This window comes from Janibacter indicus (assembly GCF_900176385.1).
Taxonomy (GTDB): domain Bacteria; phylum Actinomycetota; class Actinomycetes; order Actinomycetales; family Dermatophilaceae; genus Janibacter; species Janibacter indicus.
The window spans coordinates 210,074-229,628 of record NZ_FWXN01000004.1 but is presented as its reverse complement, the minus strand read 5'-3'; the positions used below and the strand labels follow the sequence as shown (position 1 = coordinate 229,628).

At 71.4% G+C, this 19,555-nt stretch carries 21 protein-coding genes; 9 read left to right on the top strand and 12 right to left on the bottom strand.

Annotated elements, in window-relative coordinates; all coding sequences use genetic code 11:
- Positions 1-99: 99 nt before the first annotated feature.
- The gene (locus tag B9B60_RS06315; RefSeq protein WP_084450340.1) at positions 100-957 is read left to right on the top strand and encodes a 3-hydroxybutyryl-CoA dehydrogenase; all 858 of its coding nucleotides are present in this window, start codon (positions 100-102) and stop codon (positions 955-957) included.
- 102 nt (positions 958-1,059) lie between these two features.
- Here B9B60_RS06315 and B9B60_RS06310 read toward each other — a convergent pair whose 3' ends face one another.
- Both B9B60_RS06310 and B9B60_RS06305 read right to left on the bottom strand, forming a co-directional pair.
- The gene (locus B9B60_RS06310; protein ID WP_200811169.1) at positions 1,060-2,238 is read right to left on the bottom strand and encodes an acyl-CoA dehydrogenase family protein; all 1,179 of its coding nucleotides are present in this window, start codon (positions 2,236-2,238) and stop codon (positions 1,060-1,062) included.
- A 170-nt stretch (positions 2,239-2,408) separates the two neighbouring features.
- On the bottom strand, positions 2,409-3,584 hold the full coding sequence (locus B9B60_RS06305) for a nucleotide sugar dehydrogenase (protein WP_223277618.1): 1,176 nt from the start codon (positions 3,582-3,584) through the stop codon (positions 2,409-2,411).
- Positions 3,585-3,712: 128 nt separating this feature from the next.
- Between B9B60_RS06305 and B9B60_RS06300 the strand changes: the two genes are divergently transcribed.
- On the top strand, positions 3,713-4,165 hold the full coding sequence (locus tag B9B60_RS06300; RefSeq protein WP_072626292.1) for a CoA-binding protein: 453 nt from the start codon (positions 3,713-3,715) through the stop codon (positions 4,163-4,165).
- Between the two features lie 2 nt (positions 4,166-4,167).
- Here B9B60_RS06300 and purE read toward each other — a convergent pair whose 3' ends face one another.
- Together purE and B9B60_RS06290 are read right to left on the bottom strand one after the other, a co-directional pair.
- Complete coding sequence (purE, locus tag B9B60_RS06295) at positions 4,168-4,656, bottom strand: 5-(carboxyamino)imidazole ribonucleotide mutase (RefSeq protein WP_407656461.1); 489 nt, start codon at positions 4,654-4,656, stop codon at positions 4,168-4,170.
- A gap of 41 nt (positions 4,657-4,697) precedes the next feature.
- Positions 4,698-5,870 carry a 5-(carboxyamino)imidazole ribonucleotide synthase gene (locus B9B60_RS06290; protein ID WP_084450337.1) on the bottom strand — a complete coding sequence of 391 codons (1,173 nt, stop codon included), beginning with the start codon at positions 5,868-5,870 and terminating at the stop codon, positions 4,698-4,700.
- A 55-nt stretch (positions 5,871-5,925) separates the two neighbouring features.
- Here B9B60_RS06290 and B9B60_RS06285 point away from each other — a divergent pair, with 55 nt between their 5' ends.
- Positions 5,926-6,459, top strand: coding sequence for a GtrA family protein (locus B9B60_RS06285; RefSeq protein ID WP_084450336.1), 534 nt, complete (start codon positions 5,926-5,928; stop codon positions 6,457-6,459).
- A 5-nt stretch (positions 6,460-6,464) separates the two neighbouring features.
- On the opposite strand, the gene B9B60_RS06280 is transcribed toward B9B60_RS06285, so the two are convergent.
- From B9B60_RS06280 to B9B60_RS06265, 4 genes are read right to left on the bottom strand one after another with little or no spacing between them, the layout of a single operon-like run.
- Positions 6,465-7,469, bottom strand: coding sequence for a sensor histidine kinase (locus tag B9B60_RS06280; protein WP_234993767.1), 1,005 nt, complete (start codon positions 7,467-7,469; stop codon positions 6,465-6,467).
- Complete coding sequence (locus B9B60_RS06275) at positions 7,466-8,134, bottom strand: response regulator transcription factor (RefSeq protein WP_084450335.1); 669 nt, start codon at positions 8,132-8,134, stop codon at positions 7,466-7,468. Before B9B60_RS06275 ends, B9B60_RS06280 begins: the two co-directional genes overlap by 4 nt.
- Before the next feature lie 23 nt (positions 8,135-8,157).
- Positions 8,158-9,267, bottom strand: a complete 1,110-nt coding sequence (locus B9B60_RS06270) for an adenylate/guanylate cyclase domain-containing protein (RefSeq protein WP_234993766.1) — start codon at positions 9,265-9,267, stop codon at positions 8,158-8,160.
- Between the two features lie 42 nt (positions 9,268-9,309).
- The gene (locus B9B60_RS06265; RefSeq protein WP_084450334.1) at positions 9,310-10,098 is read right to left on the bottom strand and encodes a biotin--[acetyl-CoA-carboxylase] ligase; all 789 of its coding nucleotides are present in this window, start codon (positions 10,096-10,098) and stop codon (positions 9,310-9,312) included.
- Between the two features lie 24 nt (positions 10,099-10,122).
- Between B9B60_RS06265 and B9B60_RS06260 the strand changes: the two genes are divergently transcribed.
- Both B9B60_RS06260 and B9B60_RS06255 read left to right on the top strand, forming a co-directional pair.
- A complete protein-coding gene (locus B9B60_RS06260; RefSeq protein ID WP_072625195.1) occupies positions 10,123-11,763 on the top strand; it encodes an acyl-CoA carboxylase subunit beta in 1,641 nt (546 codons plus the stop codon).
- Between the two features lie 38 nt (positions 11,764-11,801).
- A complete protein-coding gene (locus tag B9B60_RS06255; protein WP_084450416.1) occupies positions 11,802-12,065 on the top strand; it encodes an acyl-CoA carboxylase subunit epsilon in 264 nt (87 codons plus the stop codon).
- A 79-nt stretch (positions 12,066-12,144) separates the two neighbouring features.
- On the opposite strand, the gene B9B60_RS06250 is transcribed toward B9B60_RS06255, so the two are convergent.
- Positions 12,145-13,074 (bottom strand): hypothetical protein, encoded by a 930-nt coding sequence (locus B9B60_RS06250; protein WP_143445462.1) that lies wholly within the window; start codon positions 13,072-13,074, stop codon positions 12,145-12,147.
- Between the two features lie 176 nt (positions 13,075-13,250).
- On the opposite strand from B9B60_RS06250, the gene B9B60_RS06245 reads away from it, so the two are divergent.
- Entirely contained in the window at positions 13,251-13,907 is a 657-nt protein-coding gene (locus B9B60_RS06245; RefSeq protein ID WP_200811168.1) for an MOSC domain-containing protein, read from the top strand.
- A 10-nt stretch (positions 13,908-13,917) separates the two neighbouring features.
- Here the strand turns inward: B9B60_RS06245 and B9B60_RS06240 are convergent, their stop codons facing one another.
- Both B9B60_RS06240 and B9B60_RS06235 read right to left on the bottom strand, forming a co-directional pair.
- Complete coding sequence (locus B9B60_RS06240) at positions 13,918-14,475, bottom strand: ribonuclease H family protein (protein ID WP_084450332.1); 558 nt, start codon at positions 14,473-14,475, stop codon at positions 13,918-13,920.
- Positions 14,476-14,532: 57 nt separating this feature from the next.
- Complete coding sequence (locus B9B60_RS06235; RefSeq protein WP_084450331.1) at positions 14,533-15,342, bottom strand: methyltransferase domain-containing protein; 810 nt, start codon at positions 15,340-15,342, stop codon at positions 14,533-14,535.
- A gap of 9 nt (positions 15,343-15,351) precedes the next feature.
- Here B9B60_RS06235 and B9B60_RS17125 point away from each other — a divergent pair, with 9 nt between their 5' ends.
- Genes B9B60_RS17125 through B9B60_RS06225 form a run of 3 tightly spaced genes read left to right on the top strand, consistent with a single transcriptional unit; the run spans position 15,352 to position 18,181 of the window.
- The gene (locus B9B60_RS17125; RefSeq protein WP_159451162.1) at positions 15,352-15,528 is read left to right on the top strand and encodes a hypothetical protein; all 177 of its coding nucleotides are present in this window, start codon (positions 15,352-15,354) and stop codon (positions 15,526-15,528) included.
- Between the two features lie 30 nt (positions 15,529-15,558).
- The gene (locus B9B60_RS06230; RefSeq protein WP_084450330.1) at positions 15,559-17,235 is read left to right on the top strand and encodes a DUF885 domain-containing protein; all 1,677 of its coding nucleotides are present in this window, start codon (positions 15,559-15,561) and stop codon (positions 17,233-17,235) included.
- Between the two features lie 49 nt (positions 17,236-17,284).
- Positions 17,285-18,181, top strand: coding sequence for a hypothetical protein (locus B9B60_RS06225; protein ID WP_143445461.1), 897 nt, complete (start codon positions 17,285-17,287; stop codon positions 18,179-18,181).
- Positions 18,182-18,242: 61 nt separating this feature from the next.
- Here the strand turns inward: B9B60_RS06225 and B9B60_RS06220 are convergent, their stop codons facing one another.
- Positions 18,243-19,505 carry a lipase family protein gene (locus B9B60_RS06220; protein WP_226282622.1) on the bottom strand — a complete coding sequence of 421 codons (1,263 nt, stop codon included), beginning with the start codon at positions 19,503-19,505 and terminating at the stop codon, positions 18,243-18,245.
- Positions 19,506-19,555 lie beyond the last annotated feature (50 nt).

Genomic DNA, 19,555 nt, shown 5'->3' with positions numbered 1-19,555 from the left:
CATGCTGCTGCCTCCTCGACGGTGGTGCCGGTGCCATCTGCAGGCTATGCCACGGACCCGCCCCGGTGACGCCCATCACACGCCGGATACGCTCGGCCCATGAACACGCTGCAGAGGATCGGGGTCGTCGGGTGCGGCCTCATGGGTGCCGGAATCGCCGAGGTCTGTGCCCGGGCGGGCTCGGACGTCGTCGTCGTCGAGTCGAGCCAGGAGCGCGCCGACGCCGGTCGCGGACGGCTGGAGAAGTCACTGCGCCGCGCGCAGGAGCGCGGCCGGCTCGAGAGTGCCGACGCGGTCCTCGAGCGGATCCGGGTGGTCACCGAGCTCACCGAGCTCGCCGACCGCGACATGGTCGTCGAGGCGATCGTCGAGGACGAGGGCGCCAAGGTCGACCTCTTCAAGCAGCTCGACGAGATCGTCGAGTCGCCGGACGCGATCCTCGCCTCCAACACCAGCTCGATCCCGATCATGAAGCTGGCGACCGTCACCAAGCGTCCGGCGAACGTCCTGGGCGTCCACTTCTTCAACCCCGTGCCGGTCCTCAAGCTTGTCGAGCTCGTCCCGTCGCTGATGACGGCCGACGAGACGGTCGAGCGGGCCCGCAGCTACGTCGACGGCGAGCTCGGCAAGCACGCCATCACCTGCCAGGACCGCGCCGGCTTCGTCGTCAACAGCCTGCTCATCCCCTTCATCCTCAGCGCGATCCGCATGTACGAGTCGGGCTTCGCGACCGCCGAGGACATCGACCAGGGCTTCGTCCTGGGCGCGGCCCACCCGCAGGGCCCGCTCGCCCTCGCCGACCTCATCGGCCTCGACACGACGATGGCCGTCGCCCAGTCGCTCTACGAGGAGTTCAAGGAGCCGCTCTACGCTCCCCCGCCGCTGCTCGCCCGCATGGTCGACGCCAACCTTCTCGGCCGCAAGGCCGGTCGCGGGTTCTACACCTACGACGGCTGAGCTCACCCGTCACTCGATTCTCGGGTCACCCGGAAACCTCCCCTTCGCAAGGGTTTGAAACCCTTGCGAAGGGGAGGTTTCTCGTGCTGAGTCCGACGCGGGTCAGCGCGCGGTGGGCAGACCCTTGAGCAGCTGGCGCGCCATGACGACCCGCTGGACCTGGTTGGTGCCCTCGTAGATCTGGGTGATCTTGGCGTCGCGCATCATCCGCTCGAGCGGGAAGTCACGCGTGTAGCCGGCGCCACCGAGGAGCTGGACCGCATCGGTCGTCACCTTCATCGCGACGTCGGAGGCGAAGCACTTGGCCGCGGCACCGAAGAAGGACAGGTCGGCGTCGTGGCGCTCGGACTTGGCTGCGGCGACGTAGACCATCTGGCGCGCGGCCTCGAGCTCCATCGCCATGTCGGCGAGCATGAACTGGATGCCCTGGAAGTCGGCGATGTGCTTGCCGAACTGCTGGCGCTCCTTGACGTAGGCCAGCGCCTCGTCGAGGGCGCCCTGGGCGATGCCGACGGCCTGCGCGCCGATCGTCACGCGGGTGTGGTCGAGGGTGCGCAGAGCGATCTTCAGGCCCTCGCCCTCGGCGCCGACGATGCGGTCGCCGGGGATGCGGCAGTTGTCGAAGTGCAGCTCTCGCGTCGGGCTGCCCTTGATGCCGAGCTTGCGCTCCTTCTCCGAGAAGCCGAAGCCCTCGTCGGACTTCTCGACGACGAAGGCCGAAATGTTGTTGCCTCGGGGGCCGTCGGGGTCGGTGACCGCCAGGACGGTGTAGAGCTCGGACTCACCGGCATTGGTGATCCAGGCCTTCTGGCCGTTGAGGACCCAGTCGTCGCCGTCCTTGGTGGCCTTGCACTTCATGCCCGCCGTGTCGGACCCGGCCTCGCGCTCGGAGAGGCCGTAGCTGAAGCCCTCCCCCTTCGCCAGGCGCGGCATGTACCGGGCGTTGATCTCCTCGGACCCGCCGAGGATCACCGGCATCGAGCCGAGCTTGTTGACGGCCGGGATGAGCGAGGACGACGCGCAGACGCGCGCGACCTCCTCGATGATGATGCACACCGCGAGGGCGTCGGCACCGACGCCGCCGTGCTCCTCGGCCACGTGGGCCGCGTGGAAGTCCGAGGCGATGAGGGCCTGGTTGGCCTCGCTCGGGAAGCGGGACTCCTCGTCCACTTCGGCGGCGAAGGGCTTGATCTTCGCCTCCGCGACGGCCCGGACGGCCTCACGGATCGCCTCGTGGTCCTCGGAGGTACGGAACATGTCGAAGTCAGGGTTCGCGCTCACGGCCGTGATGCTACCGGCCGCCCCACCGGCCTTGCACAGGTGTTCAACGACAAGACGCACACCCATGGTCTGTCGCCTGCCCACACAGTCACGATCAGGCACAGGTCAACCGGAGCCGACCGGACCAACCGGAGCCGACCCGAAGCTGGCCGGAGCCAGCCAGACGAGACTCAGCTGTCGGTGCCGAAGAGGTCGCGGGTGTAGACCTTGTCGGCGACGTCCGCGAGGTCCGCGGTCTGCCGGTTGGCGATGATGACGTCGGCGACCGCCTTGAACTCCTCGAGGTCGCGGTAGACCTTCGACCCGAAGAACTCGTCCTCGTCGAGCGCCGGCTCGAAGATGACGACCTGCACGCCCTTGCCCTTCAGGCGCTTCATGATCCCCTGGATCGAGGAGGCCCGGAAGTTGTCCGACCCGGCCTTCATGATCAGGCGGTGGACGCCGACGACCTTGGGCTGGCGGCGCAGGATGTCCTCGGCGACGAAGTCCTTGCGGGTGCGGTTGGAGTCGACGACGGCCTGCATGAGGTTCTGCGGGACGTCCTGGTAGTTGGCCAGCAGCTGCTTGGTGTCCTTGGGCAGGCAGTAGCCGCCGTAGCCGAAGGACGGGTTGTTGTAGTGCGTGCCGATGCGCGGGTCGTGGCCGACGCCGTCGATGATCTGGCGGGTGTTGAGCCCGTGCGTGGCCGCGAAGGTGTCGAGCTCGTTGAAGTAGGCGACGCGCATCGCGAGGTAGGTGTTGGCGAAGAGCTTGATCGCCTCGGCCTCGGTGGAGTCGGTGAGCAGCACCGGCACGTCGGTGTCCTCGGCGCCCTGTACGAGCAGGTCGGCGAAGCGGCGGGCGCGGTCGCTGACCTCGCCGACGACGATCCGGCTGGGGTGGAGGTTGTCCTGCAGGGCCTTGCCCTCGCGCAGGAACTCGGGGCTGAAGATGAGGTTGTCCGTGCCGAGCTTGTCGCGCAGCCCGCTGGTGAAGCCGACGGGGATCGTGGACTTGACGACCATGACGGCGTCGGGGTTGATCTCCATGACGTCGCGCGCGACGCCCTCGACCGAGCTGGTGTTGAAGTAGTTGGTGTCCGGGTCGTAGTCGGTCGGCGTCGCGATGACGACGAAGTCGGCCCCCGCGTAGGCGGTCTGCTTGTCCAGCGTGAAGGTCAGGTCCAGGTCACGGTGGGCGAGGAAGTGGATGATCTCCTCGTCCTGGATCGGGCTCGTGCCGGCACCCAGCATCTCGACGCGGCGAGCGTCGATGTCGAAGCCGACCACCTCGTTGTGCTGGGCCAGCAGGACGGCCATGGACAGGCCGACGTATCCGGTCCCGACGACGGCGATCTTGGTAGTCACGTGCTTCCTCACTGCTCGGGTCTGGGGTGGGCTCCCCGGCGCATTATGGCCGACGAAGACGGACATTCCGTGACAAGGCGTGGCGTGGGCCGTTGATTCCCCGGCCACGGGGGCGTTGGATGGTCTCCATGAGCCTGACGCACAAGAACGACACCGAGACCATGCGGCGCCTCATCGCCGACCCCGGCACGTGGGTCGTCGTCGGACTGAGCAACAACACCGAGCGCGACGCGCACCGCGTGGCTCGCTGGCTCAAGTACGAGATGCACAAGGCGATCATCCCGGTGCACCACGAGGCCGAGGTCGTCGACGGCGATCAGGGCTACGCCACCATCTCCGACATCCCTGACGGCGACGTCAAGGTCATCGACCTCTTCGTCAACAGCGGCGAGGTCGGCGCGCTCGTCGACGAGGCCATCGCCCACAAGGACCGCCTGAAGATCGACGCGATCTGGATGCAGCTCGGCGTCGAGGACCCGGCCGCGGCCGACCGCGCCAAGGAGGCCGGCCTGCAGGTCGTCATGAACACCTGCCCCAAGATCGAGTGGCGCCAGCTGCGCAACGAGGGCGCCGCGCGCTGAGCTCAGCCGCCGGCGACGCGCTGGCGCAGCCGCTCCCCCTTCGCGTGGGCCTGCGCCGACAGGTCCTCGGCAAACCGGGCCAGCTCCTGACGCAGCCGCTGCGGCTCCTCCTCCTCGCCGGCGGCGAGGATGCGCACGGCCATCAGGCCGGCATTGCGCGCTCCCCCGACGGCCATGGTCGCGACGGGGATGCCGGCGGGCATCTGCACGATCGACAGCAGCGAGTCCATGCCGTCCAGGTGCTTCAGCGGCACAGGCACGCCCACGACCGGCAGGGGCGTCACCGAGGCGAGCATGCCGGGCAGGTGCGCGGCGCCGCCGGCACCGGCGATGATCACCCGCAGGCCCCTCCCTTCGGCCTGCTGCCCGTACTCGACCATCTCGGTGGGCATGCGGTGCGCGGAGACGACGTCGGCCTCGAAGGCGATGCCGAACTCCTCGAGCACGTCGGCGGCCGCCTCCATCGTCGGCCAGTCGCTGTCGCTGCCCATGACGAGCCCGACACGTGGACCCTCGGTGCTGCTCACCCTGCTCATTCCACGATCACTCCCTGGATGTAGTCGGCCGCGTGCCGTGCCCGCTCCCGCAGGTCCGTCAGGTCGGTGCCGCTGACGTTGACGTGGCCGATCTTGCGACCGGGGCGCACGCCCTTGCCGTAGAGGTGCACCTTGAGCTCGGGGTCGCGGGCCATGAGGTGCCGGTAGGTGGGGTAGAGGTCTTGGTGCTCGCCGCCGAGCACGTTGCCCATGACGGTCCACGGCTCGCGGGCCCAGGGCGAGCCGAGCGGCAGGTCGAGGACGGCGCGCAGGTGCTGCTCGAACTGCCCGGTCACCGCGCCGTCCATGCTCCAATGGCCGGAGTTGTGCGGGCGCATCGCGAGCTCGTTGACGACGACCGAGCCGTCGGCGAGCTCGAAGAGCTCGACGGCCATCACCCCGGTGACGCCCAGGGCGGCCGCGATGTCGAGCCCGACGAGGGTCGCCGCCTCGGCGGCCTCGGGGGCCAGGTCGGGGGCCGGCGCGATGACCTCGGTGCAGATGCCGTCGGTCTGGACGGTCTCGACGACCGGCCACGCCGCGGCCTGGCCGGAGGGGCTGCGGGCGAGCAGCACGGCGAGCTCGCGGACGAAGGGGACGGCCTCCTCGAGGAGCAGCTCCTCGTCACGCTCCGCCGCGGCGGCGAGCCAGTCGCGCACGTCGTCGACGGTGTCGGCCACGAGCACCCCCTTGCCGTCGTAACCGCCGCGCGGGGTCTTGACGACGAGCGGCCAACCGGTCTCGTCGCCGAAGGCCACGACGTCGGCCTCGGTCCGGGCCGCAGCCCACCGGGGGCACGGGACGCCGGCACCGGTGAGGGCGCGCCGCATGACGAGCTTGTCCTGGGCGTGCCGCAGCGCCTGAGGGGTCGGGTGGACCGCGACGCCGTCGGCGACCAGGGCCTCGAGGACGTCGGCCGGCACGTGCTCGTGGTCGAAGGTGACGACATCGCAGTGCCGGGCGAAGTCGCGCACCGTCGCGACGTCGGTGTGGTCACCGACCGGGGCGAAGGGGGTGACGAGCGCGGCTGCGGCGTCGGGCCCCTCGGCGAGAACCGCGAGGGTGATGCCGAGCTCGGCGGCCGGTCCGGCACACATCCGGGCGAGCTGACCACCACCGATCACACCGACGACGGGGAATCCTCCGGGGGCACGTGGGGGTGTCGACACCTGCCCGAGGATACGTGGCCGACAGCGCCGGCCGTCGCGGATTACGCTGCTCGGGATGCCAGACACCACACGGACGGCCTCCGAGGCCGCAGACGACGTCACGCCGCCCCATCGCCGCGGCGGGTTCGGGCGCCTCGTCGACACGATCTGGCACGAGGTCGCGAAGTTCGGGCTCATCGGCGCAATCAGCTTCGTCATCGACCTCGGCGGCATGAATCTCCTGACCCACACCGTCCTCGAGGGCAAGCCGACGACGGCACGCATCCTGAGCGGCGTCGCCGCGACGCTCTTCGCGTGGTTCGGCAACCGCAGCTGGACCTTCGCGCACCGACGCTCCCGCCCGGTGCACCACGAGGTCACCCTCTTCTTCGTCGTCAACGGCCTCGCGCTGGTCATCTCGACGCTGTGTCTGGTGATCTCGCACTACGTCCTCGGCTTCGAGTCCCGGCTGGCCGACAACATCGCGACCGTCTTCGGCATCGGTCTGGGCACGCTCTTCCGCTTCTGGACCTACCGCCGCTTCGTCTTCGCGCACGAGCCGATGGACGTCGACACCTCTCCCCTGTCGGACGAGGACCCCCGGGGCTGACCCGCTCAGCGGCTGCCGGGGCCGGAGAGGAAGATCGAGAAGACGGCCGGCTGGGCCTGGACCAGCTCGAGCCGGCCACCGTTGCGCTCGGCGAGCTGCCGGGCCAGCCCCAGGCCGAGCCCGGAGCCGTGCGAGGTCACCGACCGTTCGAAGATGTGCGGGGCGATCGCTGCGGGGATCCCCTCGCCCTCGTCACGCACCTCGATGACGACCGAGGTGCCCGAGCCGCGCACCTCGATCTCGACCCGACCGGCGCCGTGGGCGAGCGCATTTTCGATGAGGGTCTGCAGGATCTGGGAGAGGTCGACCGGCGAGGCTCGCACGGCCAGTCCGGGCGGGCCGACGACCCGCATCGTGCGGTGGGCCGCGGAGAAGGCCGGCTGGTACTCGCGCTGCAGCCCCGCGAGGACCGAGTCGAGGGAGATCTCGGGCAGCTGCGCCGCCTCCCCCTTCGAGCGTGAGCGCATCGTGTCGACGACGCCGGTGAGCCGCTCGACCTGGGTCACCGCCACCGCCGCCTCGTCGCGGATCGCGTCGAGGTCGTCGGTCTGGCCGATCTCCTCCAGGCGCATGAGCAGGGCGGTCAGGGGCGTGCGCAGCTGGTGCGAGGCGTCGGCGGCGAAGTCCCGGTCGAGGGCGCGCTGCTGGGCGAGCTCACCGGCCAGCCGCGCGAGGTCGCCGGTGACCTTGTCGATCTCGGTGAGGCCGACGAGCGGGCGGGGCAGGGCCCCCTCCCCCTCGCGGATCGCCCGGACCTGCCGGTCGAGGAAGGCCAGACCGCGCTGGCGCCGTCGCTCGAGGACGCGCAGGACGAGCAGCGCCACCCCGCCGACCGTCACCACGGCGACGAGCGGTGAGATGACGGTCCAGGCGACGAGGTCGAGGCCCAGGACCGCGTCGTGCGGCGACCCCGAGACCATCGCCACGCTGCCCAGGACGAGCGCGGTGACGACGGCCACCCCGACGATCGCCGCGACGAGGAGGCGGCGCACCCGGCCCGAGCCGGTCACGAGTCGAAGCGGAACCCGACGCCACGGACGGTGGCGATGTGTCTCGGGTCGGCGACGTCGTCACCGAGCTTGCGGCGCAGGACGCTGATGTGCATGTCGAGGGCCTTGGTCGAGCCGTACCACTCCGTCTCCCAGACCTCACCCATGAGCTGCTCGCGGGTGACGACCCGACCGGCCTCGCGGACGAGGACGCTCAGCACGGCGAACTCCTTGGCCGTCAGGGCCAGCTCCTCGCCGTGGAACCACACGCGGCGGCTGTCGCCGTCGATGCGCAGCGGGCCGGTCGGCTCGACGGCGTCGTCGGAGCGACGGCGCAGGAGCGCGCGCACGCGCGCCATGAGCTCGGCGAGGCGGAAGGGCTTGGTGACGTAGTCGTCGGCACCCGCGTCGAGCCCCACGACCGTGTCGACCTCGTCGGCGCGGGCGGTGAGGATCAGGACGGGGACGTCGGAGCCGGTCGCGCGCATCCGACGGCAGACCTCGAGCCCGTCGAGCGTGGGCAGACCCAGGTCAAGGACCAGCAGGTCGGGCGGGGCACCGGTCGCCGCGTCGAGCGCGTCACGCCCGTCCTCGTGGACCGTCACCTCGTATCCTTCGCGGACGAGGGCCCGGGCCAACGGGTCGGAGATCGCGGCGTCGTCCTCGGCCAGCAGCACTCGTGTCATGGCGCGATCATAGGAACTCGAGCTCAGACGTGCGCGGTGACATCCGCAGGACGCCGCACACCGGTGACGCGCACGAGGCGACTCGGGGCCACCTCGCCGATGCCGCGCAGCTCGCGCGGGCGGGTCGGCAGGGTCGAGAAGCCGCTCAGCGGCTCGAGGAGGCGGGCGAGCGCGTCGTCGACGAAGACCCCACCGGGCGGGGCCACCGCGGTCAGCCGGCTCGCGCGGTTGACCGTCGTGCCGAAGACGTCGCCGAGGCGACGCACGACCGGCCCGTGGGCCATGCCGACCCGGGCCGAGGGCAGCAGGTCGTCCTCGCCCATCGCCTCGACGAGGTCGAGCGCGATGGCCGCCGCGGGCGCCACCTCGAAGGTCTGGAAGAGCACCTCGTCACCGACGGTCTTGACCACCCGGCCGCCGTGGGCGGTGACGACGTCGGTGCACAGGTCCTCGAAGCGCTGGACCATGCGGGCGAGGTCGCGCTCGGTGAGCCGGCGCACGACCGAGGTGAAGTTGACCAGGTCGGCGAAGCCGATGACCGAGGCCCGGCTGCCGTCCTCCTCGACGGTGAGCAGCCGCTGGATCGTCGCGGTGAGCTGGCGACGCCACACGTAGACCAGCAGCGGCTCGAGCTCGTCGGACAGCTCGGCGAGCCAGGCGGCCGCGGCCTCGGCGTCGCGGGTCGAGGTGGCCGCGGCACCGCGCGGGGTCGTGTCGTCGGCCGGCTCGTCGGGGTCGCCCTCGAGGGCGTCACCGCGGCGCAGCCGGGCGATCTCCTCGCTGACCAGCTGGCCCTGCCAGGCCGCCAGGCGGTCCATGGTGCGGGCGATGGCCCGGGTCATCGCGAGGGCGAACTCCTCGGGGATGTCCCCCTCACGGACCATCGCCGCGACGCGGCTCAGCGCGTCGAGGTCGGCCTCGGTGAACATCGCGTCGCCCTCCTGGACGACGGGGAACCCCATGGCGTGCCAGAACTTGCGGGCCGAGCGGATCGAGACGCCCGCGCCGCGGGAGACCTCACGGCGCCCCATGCTCGCGGGGCGGCCGAGCATGGCGCGCTCGAAGGCCTCGAGGGCCGGGTCAGGGGCGAGCTCGGGAAGGGGCGACGGACCATCAGGCGGGCTGCTCGACAAGGCCACCTCCGTGCGCGTGTGGGGTCGGGTGACCGGTCGCGGTCACGGGCGAGGTGGCGTGCCCGCGGGGCGGATGTGCTGCACGTCACCTGCCGCCACCGTATCGAAGCGACCGTCAACGCTGATGACCAGCCTGCCGTCGGCGTCGACGTCGACGGCCCGCGCCGTCTCCACGGACCCGTCGGGCCGATGCACGTCGACGAGCCGACCGATGGTCCCGCACGCGGCGCGGTAGGCGAGGTGGACCCCCTTCGCCCGGTCGCTGCCGTCGGCGAGGTCAGCGTGGAGGGCCCGCAGCCGGGTGAGGACCGCGGCGGCCAGCTCGGTGCGGTCGGCGGCAACGCCGGCGAGGCGAAGGGAGGTCGCCGTCGCCACGGGGAGCTGGTCCCGTGCGTGGTGGACGTTGATGCCGATGCCCACGACGACCCCCTCCCCGGTGGGCAGCATCTGGCACAGGATCCCGCAGACCTTGCGCCCGTCGTCGGCGGGGAGCAGGACGTCGTTGGGCCACTTCAGCTCGGTCTCGACGCCGAGGGCGGCCACGGCGTCGCGGACGGCCAGGCCGGCGGCGAGGGGCAGCCAGCCGGGGTCGGGCACGCGGGGCACGACGACGGACATCGCCAGTCCCGCGCTGCGGGTCTCCTGCCAGGCCCGGCCCAGACGACCGCGCCCGGCGGTCTGCAGCTCGGCGATGACGGGAGCCCACGGCCGGGCCCGGTCGAGGGCCTCGGCGTTGGTCGAGCCGACCTCGTCGAGATGGGCGACGGGGGCCCACCCGTGTGACGTGGGCAACGCCTCGGTCAGTCGGTGGACGTCGATCGGAGGGAGCATGGCGGCAAGGCTAGGCTGCGCCCCATGTCCCAGAGCACCGAGACCACTGACGCTCAGGCGATCGGTGGCACCGACGTCCCCGCCGACATCGACATCCACACGACGGCCGGCAAGCTCGCCGACCTGAAGCGTCGGGTGGCCGAGGTCGCGCATGCCGGATCGGAGCGCGCGATCGAGAAGCAGCACGCGCGCGGCAAGAAGACCGCCCGCGAGCGCCTCGACCTCCTCCTCGACGAGGGCAGCTTCGTCGAGATGGACAAGTACGCGCGGCACCGCTCGACCGCCTTCGGCCAGGAGGCCAACCGCCCCTACGGCGACGGCGTCGTCACCGGCTACGGCACGGTCGACGGTCGGCAGGTCGCGGTCTTCGCGCAGGACTTCACCGTCTTCGGTGGGTCCCTCGGCGAGGTCTTCGGCGAGAAGATCACCAAGGTCATGGACTTCGCGATGAAGATCGGGTGCCCGGTCATCGGTCTCAACGACTCCGGTGGGGCGCGCATCCAAGAGGGCGTCGTCTCACTGGGTCTCTACGGCGAGATCTTCAAGCGCAACGTCCACGCGTCGGGTGTGATCCCGCAGATCTCGCTCATCATGGGCCCCTGCGCCGGCGGTGCCGTCTACTCCCCCGCCGTCACCGACTTCACCGTCATGGTCGACCAGACCTCGCACATGTTCATCACCGGCCCCGACGTCATCAAGACCGTCACCGGCGAGGACGTCGAGTTCGAGGACCTCGGTGGCGCCCGGTCGCACAACACCAAGTCGGGTGTCGCGCACTACATGGGCTCCGACGAGGAGGACGCCATCGACTACGTCAAGGCGCTCCTGTCGTACCTGCCGAGCAACAACCTCGAGGACGCCCCGCGCTTCGGTGAGGAGCTCGACCTCGCGGTCAACGACACCGACCTGGTGCTCGACACGATCATCCCCGACTCGGCCAACATGCCCTACGACATGAAGCAGGTCATCGAGACCATCGTCGACGACGGTGAGTTCCTCGAGGTGCACCCGCTCTTCGCGCCCAACATCATCTGCGGCTTCGCCCGCGTCGAGGGCCGCTCGATCGGTGTCGTCGCCAACAACCCGATGCAGTTTGCAGGCACCCTCGACATCGACGCCTCGGAGAAGGCCGCGCGCTTCGTGCGCACGTGCGACGCCTTCAACGTCCCGGTCCTCACCCTCGTCGACGTCCCAGGCTTCCTGCCCGGCACCGACCAGGAGTGGAACGGCATCATCCGCCGCGGCGCCAAGCTCATCTACGCCTACGCCGAGGCGACCGTCCCGCTCGTCACGGTCATCACCCGCAAGGCCTACGGCGGCGCCTACGACGTCATGGGCTCCAAGCACCTCGGTGCCGACATCAACCTTGCGTGGCCGACCGCCCAGATCGCGGTCATGGGTGCGCAGGGCGCGGTCAACATCCTTTACCGCAAGCAGCTCGCGGCCGCCGAGGCCGAGGGGCGCGACCTCGACGAGGCGCGTCAGGAGTTCATCACCGCCTACGAGGACGCGCTGGCCAACCCCTACGTCGCCGCCGAGCGGGGCTACATCGACACGGTCATCACGCCGAGCAACACGCGCATGAACGTCTCCAAGGCGCTGCGGGCCCTGAGCACCAAGCGCGAGAGCCTGCCGGCCAAGAAGCACGGGAACATTCCGCTGTGACGGCTTCGCAGGCTCAGCCCACCCAGCGGCTCCACGCTGTGACGGCTTCGCAGGCTCAGCCCACCGAGCAGTCCGAGGCCACCGAGCAGGCCGAGACCCCTGCCGGCCCGCGCATCGAGGTCCTCGGCGACGCCTCCCCCGAGCAGGTCGCGGCCCTCGTCGCGGTCCTGTCCGGGCTGGGTGGCGGCGAGGACGAGGCCCCGGCGGCTCCCCCTTCGCGCTGGGCCTCCCGCGAGCGCCTCGTGCGTGGCCCGGTCCACCCCTCGCGCGGCGGCTGGCGAGCCTCGGCCCTCCCCCGCTGACCCGCTGCCCCTCCGGCGGTTGAAATACACCCCGCGTGTTCAGACACGCGGGGTGTATTTCATTCGTCAGCCCCGATGGTCACCCAGCCGCTCGCAGGCTGAGCAGGCGGTGTGCCTCGACGATCTGGTCGAGGAAGGCGTCGGGCTCGAGACGCAGCCCGAGCAGGGGGACGCGCAGGATCATGTCGCTGCGCATCGCGATGTCGTTCTGGCGCAACATGTCCTCGACGGGTGAGTCACCCTCCAGATGGTGCCGTCCGTCGACCTCGACGACGAGGCCGATCTTCCAGCGGACATCGAGGTAGTAGCGGCCGCCACGCCCGTCGACCACGACCTGTCGCTCCGGTGACGGCAAACCCCGGGCCCGGCACAGGGCCGCGAGGTCGAGCTCCCCGAGCGCCTGGGCGCCGCCGACGATGTCGTCGATGAGCCGGGCGACGAGGGCACGACGCCGCCGACCCACGTACCACTGATGGGCCTCCTTCAGGTGCTCGCCGGTCACGATGCGCTGCTGGACCGGCATCACCAGGAACAGTGCCGCCTGGCGATCGCTGACCGCCCACTGCGCCGCGCGGAGGGCGGCCAGTGCAGGTCGGGTCCGTGGCAGGCCGGTCGGCATATCGTCGTCGCACAGTCTGCGCGCGAGCTTGTGCACCTCCACGCCTTCGACGTCCGGAGCCCTTTTCAGCTTGTGCACCGAGACGTGCACGATCTCGTCGGCCAGCCCGCGCAACCCTGCGGCCTGCAAGGCGCTCACCCCGTCGACGAGGGCACCACCGCCCACCTCGTGGACCGCTCGCCAACGCAAGCCGATCGGATCGATCGGCCCGCAGTGAGTCACCACCGACCGGGTGCCGCACCGGGCCCATCTACGATCGCGAACGAGCCTCGCCACGACGTCGCGGTGCAGGCCGAACTCCGTCGTCTGGCGCCGGCTCAGCACTCCCCCGGAGTCGAGGGCGGCTTCCTCGACTCGAGCCACCTTCGCCAGCGTCGAGGCTCTCAACATGCGTACAGGCTGGATCGGACATCGCCGCCGGACGACTCACCCAGCCCGGCTGTGGATGAGGTCAGCCCTTCCGTCCCGGATGTGGACAGCGGTTGAAATACACCTCGCGTGTTTGGGCACGCGGGGCGTATTTCAACCGCGGGGGCGGAGCGAAGGGGGCGACGTAGGCTCGCCCGGTGAGTGAGCCCCGCGTCCGCAGCGTCAACATCGGCCGACCACTGCTCCAGCGTGTGCCGAAGGGGAGGCCCACCGGCATCGGCAAGCAGCCGGTCGACGTCATCACCGTCGCCGACCCGGGCCCCAAGCGCGTCGAGGACGGCTCAGGTGTCTCGGGCGTCGCGGGTGACCACATCGGTGACGGGCGCCACCACGGCGGGAGCGACCAGGCCGTCTACGCCTTCGCCCGCGAGGAGCTCGACGCCTGGGCGCAGACCCTCGGCCGAGAGCTGCCCGACGGCATGTTCGGCGAGAACCTCACGACGAGCGGCCTCGACGTCGACGCGAGCGAGGTCGGCGACGTCTGGCACGTCGGGGCCGCCGTGCTCGAGGTCCGCGGGCCGCGCGTGCCGTGCGCGACCTTTGCCGAGCGCATGGGCGAGCGCGGCTGGGTCAAGCGCTTCGCCGCGCACGGACGCAGCGGGGCCTATCTCCAGGTCAACCACCCCGGCGAGATCCGCCCGGGTGACCCGATCACCGTCACCCGGTCAGGTTCCGGGCTCAGCGTGCCGACCCTGCTGCGGGCCTTCCTCGGGGATCGGGACGCCGTCCGGCTCGCCATCGAATCCGGGGCCCTCGCCGAGCACCGTCGCGAGGAGCTGCTCGCCCGGCTCTGACCCGCACCCCTCAGAAGAGCGAGAGCGGACCCTCGTCCTCGGCCGCCGACCGGCCTGACGCCGCCCCGAGCACCGGGGCCGGGGGCGTCGCACCACTCGACCGGGCACCCGGGATGCCGGGGCCGGGCTCGGGGGCGGCCCCCTTCGACCATGCCGCGGCGGCACTCGTGGCGAGCCGGTCGGCGTGCTCGTTGAGCTCGTGGCCGGCGTGCCCCTTGACCCACTCGAAGCTCACCCGGCGCCCCTGCATCGCCGCGTCGAGCGCCTGCATGATCTCGACGTTGAGGACCGGCTTGCCGTCCTTCTTGCGCCAACCCTTGCGCTTCCAGCCGGGCATCCACTGGGTGATCGAGTTGATGACGTACTTGCTGTCGCAGATGACGTGCAGCTCCTCGTCGAGGTGCGCCGTCTGCTGGAGCAGGTCGAGGACGGCGGTCAGCTCGCCCATGTTGTTGGTGCCGTGCGGCCAGCCGCCGCAGGCCCAGCGCTCGTCGTCGATGTACCAGCCCCAGCCGGCGGGGCCGGGGTTGCCGAGGGCGGAGCCGTCAGCGGCGGCGGTGATCGTCATGCAGGCACTCCAGGCGAAGGGGGGTCACGGGCGGCCCCGAGTATCGCACCGGGGTCGTCAGTCGGCGGCAGGCACCCGGGCCAGCACTTCGCCATGCACCACGACGAACCATCCGTCGGGCGAGCTCGTCCACGCCCGCCAGCCCTCGACGACGTGGGCGATGCTCCCTTCGTCGGCCAGGCCCTGGCGCAGGACCTCGTCGTGGAACCCGGACTCGACCGCACGTCGCTGCCACTGCCCGCCCCACCACTGCCGGGCGGCCTCGTCGGCGTAGCACCAGACCGAGGCCGTCGCGGCGACGTCGGTGAGGCCGGCGGAGTGGCACCAGCCGAGCAGGTGGCGGCCCGCGTCGGGCTCGGCGCCCGTCCCCCGCGCTGCCGTCCGGTAGAGCTCGAGCCAGCTGGTCAGGCCGGGGTGCGCGGGCGCCCAGGTCATCGCCTCGTAGTCGGCGTCGCGAGCGGCGACGAGACCACCCGGCCGGGTGACCCGGGCCATCTCGCGGAGCAGGCCGACGGGGTCGGTGACGTGCTGGAGCACCTGGTGGGCGTGCACGACGTCGAAGGAGTCGTCCGCCCAGGGCAGCGCCATCGCATCGGCGACCTCGAAGGTCGTGCGCTCGTCCCCCGCCTCCCGGGCGGCGCTGCGCGCCTGCGCGACGACCTGCGCCGAGGCGTCGACGCCCACGACCTCGCCCGGGGAGACGCGTCGCGCGAGGTCGAGCGTGATCGAGCCCGGCCCGCACCCGACGTCGAGCACCCGCAGCCCCGGACGCAGGCGCGGGAGGAGGTAGGCGGCCGAGCTCTCGACGGTCCGTGCTGCGTGCGACGCGACGACCGGCTCGGCATGGCCGTGGAGGTAGCGGTCCATGCCGCGATCGTGGCACCGGCGCGCCTACCAGCCGCGGTGCCGTCGGATCGCGAGACGCTCGTGGCCGGCGCGGGGGCCTCCTTCGTCCCGTGGTTCCCCGAGATCACCCTCTCCTCCGAGGTCGTGCTCATCGGGTTGCTGCCGCCCCTGCTCTACGCCACGGCGATCTCCACCTCGCTCGTCTGACGGCCGACGCCTCGGAGTAGCGTCCGCAGGGTGACCCAGGACCAGCGCCGACCCCAGACCGACGTCGACCGGATCGCCGAGGCCCACCTCGACCGCGAGGTCGCCCTGTCGCCGATCACCGCGACCTACCTCGGCCTGCCCGGCCACGATGGCGAGCTCGACGACCTGTCCCCTGAGGGCTTCGCCGCGCACTCCCGGCTGCGGCGGGAGACGCTCGCCGCGCTCGACCGGGCGACCCCCGTCGACGACGTCGACCGGGTGACCGTCGAGGCGATGCGCGAGCGGCTCGGGCTGGCCGAGGAGTTCCACGACGCCGGCCTCGACCTCGCCGAGCTCAACGTCATCGCCTCGCCGCTGCAGGCGGTGCGCGACGTCTTCGACCTCATGCCGACGGCGAGCGCCGACGACTGGGCCACGCTCGCCACCCGCATGGGCCGGGTGCCCGACGCGCTCGACCAGTGGACCGCCTCACTCACCGCCGCCGCGACGAAGGGGGAGATCGCTCCCCTTCGTCAGTACGAGCGGTGCATCGAGCAGTGCGCCGACCTCACCGCCCCCGACGGCTACTTCGCCGGCCTGCTCACCGACGCGCGCACCGACGACGGCCCACTCCCCGACTCCGTCGCGGCTGACCTCCGGCGATCGGTGGAGGCCGCCGCCAGTGCCTACCGTGACCTCGCGTCACGCCTGGCGCCCCTGCGGGACCGGGCACCCGAGGCCGACGCCTGCGGTCGCGAGCGCTACGCGCTGCACTCGCGCGCCTTCCTCGGTGCGCGCATCGACCTCGAGGAGACCTACGCCTGGGGGCAGGAGGAGCTCGCGCGCATCACCGCCGAGATGACGGCCGTGGCCGAGCGCATCCAGCCCGGCGCGAGCGTCAAGGAGGCCGTCGCGGCCCTCGACGCCGACCCGCGCTACCAGCTGCACGGCACCGACGCGCTGCGCGAGTGGATGCAGCGCACCGCCGACGAGGCCATCGAGCTGCTCTCGCCGCACCTCGACATCCCCGAACCGGTGCGCACCATCGAGTGCCGCATCGCGCCGACCGAGACCGGCGGCATCTACTACACGGGCCCGAGCGACGACTTCTCCCGTCCGGGCCGCATGTGGTGGTCGGTGCCCAAGGGGGTCACCGACTTCGGCACCTGGCGCGAGCTGACGACCGTCTACCACGAGGGCGTCCCCGGCCACCACCTCCAGATCGGCCAGACCGTCCACCGCAAGGAGCTGCTCAACCGGTGGCGCCGCCTGGCGTCGTGGACCTCCGGGCACGGCGAGGGCTGGGCGCTCTACGCGGAGTGGCTCATGGCCGAGCTCGGGCACATGGACGACCCGGGCAACCGCATGGGTCTGCTCGACGGGCAGTCGCTGCGCGCGGCCCGCGTCGTCCTCGACATCGGGGTGCACTGCGGCTTCGAGGCGCCGGCCGAGGTCGGTGGCGGCGCGTGGACCTATGACAAGGCGTGGGACTTCCTCTCGGCGCACGCCAACATGGACGAGGGCTTCCTGCGCTTCGAGCTCGACCGCTATCTCGGGTGGCCCGGCCAGGCGCCAAGCTACAAGATCGGCGAGCGGCTGTGGCTGCAGCTCCGCGAGGAGACCGCCCGGCGCGAGGGGGCGGCCTTCGACCTGCGGGCCTTCCACCGGCGGGCACTCGACGTGGGCGGGGTGGGCCTCGACACCCTGCGCTCGGCCGTCCTCGGCTGAGCACCCTTGCCCACGATGTCGTCCCCGGCCGGGGCCTACGATGCTGGGCGTGAAGCACTTCAGGGGGTCCGTGTCCGTCCTCGCCGTCACCGCACTGCTCGCGGCGGCGCTCGCGGGGTGCTCGTCGGGGTCCGACGAGCCCACCGAGACCGACGGCACGGTGACCGTCACCTACTCGAGCTCGACGAGCAATGCACCGACGACGCAGACGGTCACCTCCTCCCCCTCCCCGGGCGACGGGGGCACGAGCCGGGCCACGGGCGACGGGGGCACGAGCCGGGCCACGGGCGACGGCTCGGCCGGTGACCCGAGTGGCTCGTCCTCCCCCTCGTCCACGTCGTCGGGTCCGGGCGCGAGCGCCCCGACCTCCCCGCCCAAGGACATCGGCGCCTACGCCGACACCTTCGTGCGCGCCTGGGGCCGGGGTGACCGGTCGGTCGCCTCGACCTACGCCTCGGCGAGCGCCGTGAGCTCGCTCTTCGGCCAGCGCGCGGTCGGCGGTGGCGGGTGGCAGCGGCAGGGCCTCACCCACGACGGCGGCTCCGTCGAGGTCCGCTACAGCGACGGGACCGACACGCTCACCGTCCGGCTCGACGCCGGCGACGCCGCCTCCGGCACCGAGCACGCGGTGAGCAGCGCGACGCTCAGCGCCGACGCACCGCAGACCGGTGACGGCCTGCCGACCTCGCTCACCGACTACGCCGACGCCTTCGTGCGCGCCTGGGGCAAGGGCGAGTCCGGCGCGTGGACCTACACGAGCGACGCGGTCGAGCTGACCTTCGGCTCGACCAACCCGTCGGGCGGACCGCGGTGGTCGCGGACGTCGAGCGGCACCACGACCGTCACCTACGGCAACCGCGACGGTGGCACCCTCGTACTCACCCTCGACCTCGAGCGCGTGGGCTCCGGCTCCGCCGGGGCGATCACCGGGGCTTCGCTCTCCTGACGGCATGACGAAGGGGGTGTGGCCGGGTCCAACCGGCCGCACCCCCTTCGTCACGTCCTGGTCAGAGGCGCCAGCAGGAGCTCAGCTGGTTGCGACCGGCGAAGCGGTCCTCGAAGAACACCATGGACTTGGCGATGTGCCCCGGCATCCCGCCGACGTGGGTCGGGACCACGCCCGCGTTGAAGGTGACCCGGGTGCCCTTGTCGCACCAGTCGCTCCCGAGCTGCTTGCCCACCCCGTAGGGGATGACGTCGTCACCGATGGAGTGGTTGATCTGCACCGGAGCATTGGGCTTGAGCTTGCCGATGCGCTGCTTGCCGACCGCGGTGGCGAAGGGCTCCTCGGTGAGCAGCTGCCCGAGCTTTTTGCCGCTCACGGTGTACTTCGACGTGTCGAGGTTGGCGTACGAGAAGAGGTCGAAGACGCAGGCGCTCTCGACCCTGCCTGCGAGCTCCTTGCCCTCGGCGTTGAACACCGTGCCCGGGTCGATGTGCTCGCTGGTGGCCAGGCCGAGCGTCGCGAAGAGCGCGAAGAGGGTATAGGTCGTGCCGTCGATGTTGGCCCCGACCTTGGCGAGGTCGGCCGGCGGTGCACCGATGGCCGAGCCCTTGATGTTGAGCTCGGGTGCGTAGCTGGCGGCGAGCTCGGAGGCAGCCGCTGCGGCGCCGCCACCCTGCGAGTAGCCCATGAGGCCGATGGGGGTCTGGGCGTCCATACCGCTGCCCTCGAGGTTCTTGACGGCGCGGGCCATGTCGAGGGAGGCACGGCCCTGGGCCTCACGCATCATGTAGGTGTGCGTGCCGGGGGTGCCGAGGCCCTGGTAGTCGGTGACGCCGACGGCGTAGCCGCGGCCGACGGTGCGGGCGATGCCCAGCCCCTCGTACTCGACGAGGCTCTCCATCTGACGGGAGGGGGCGCAGGAGTCGCCCATGCCCTGGGTGCCGGCGGTGTAGGAGATGAACGGACGCCGCGACGCGCCGACGTACGGAGTCTTGGGGACGAAGACCGTGCCGGTCACCGCGATCGGTGTGCCCTCGCCATCGGTGGACGAGTACATGATCCGGGTGGCCGTGACGACACTCGATGAGAGGTTGAAGGGGTCGAGCAGCAGCGGGGCCGGCTCGCTGCGGATGATCGTGCCGGGCGTGCTCGGGATCGTCGCCGGCGGCTCGTAGAAGGCGGGGCGCGCGGCCTCGGGGGTGTCGGTGAGGGTCGCGGCACCTGCGGTGCCCGGGGTGTCGTCGGGTCCGGCGGATGCGGTCCCGGCGAGGGGGAGGCCCACGGCCACCGCGAGGGTGGCGGCCGCGACGGCACGCTTCGTCATTGAAAACATGCGAGTCCTGTCTGTCAGGAGAGGTGGCGGTCCCCCGGACA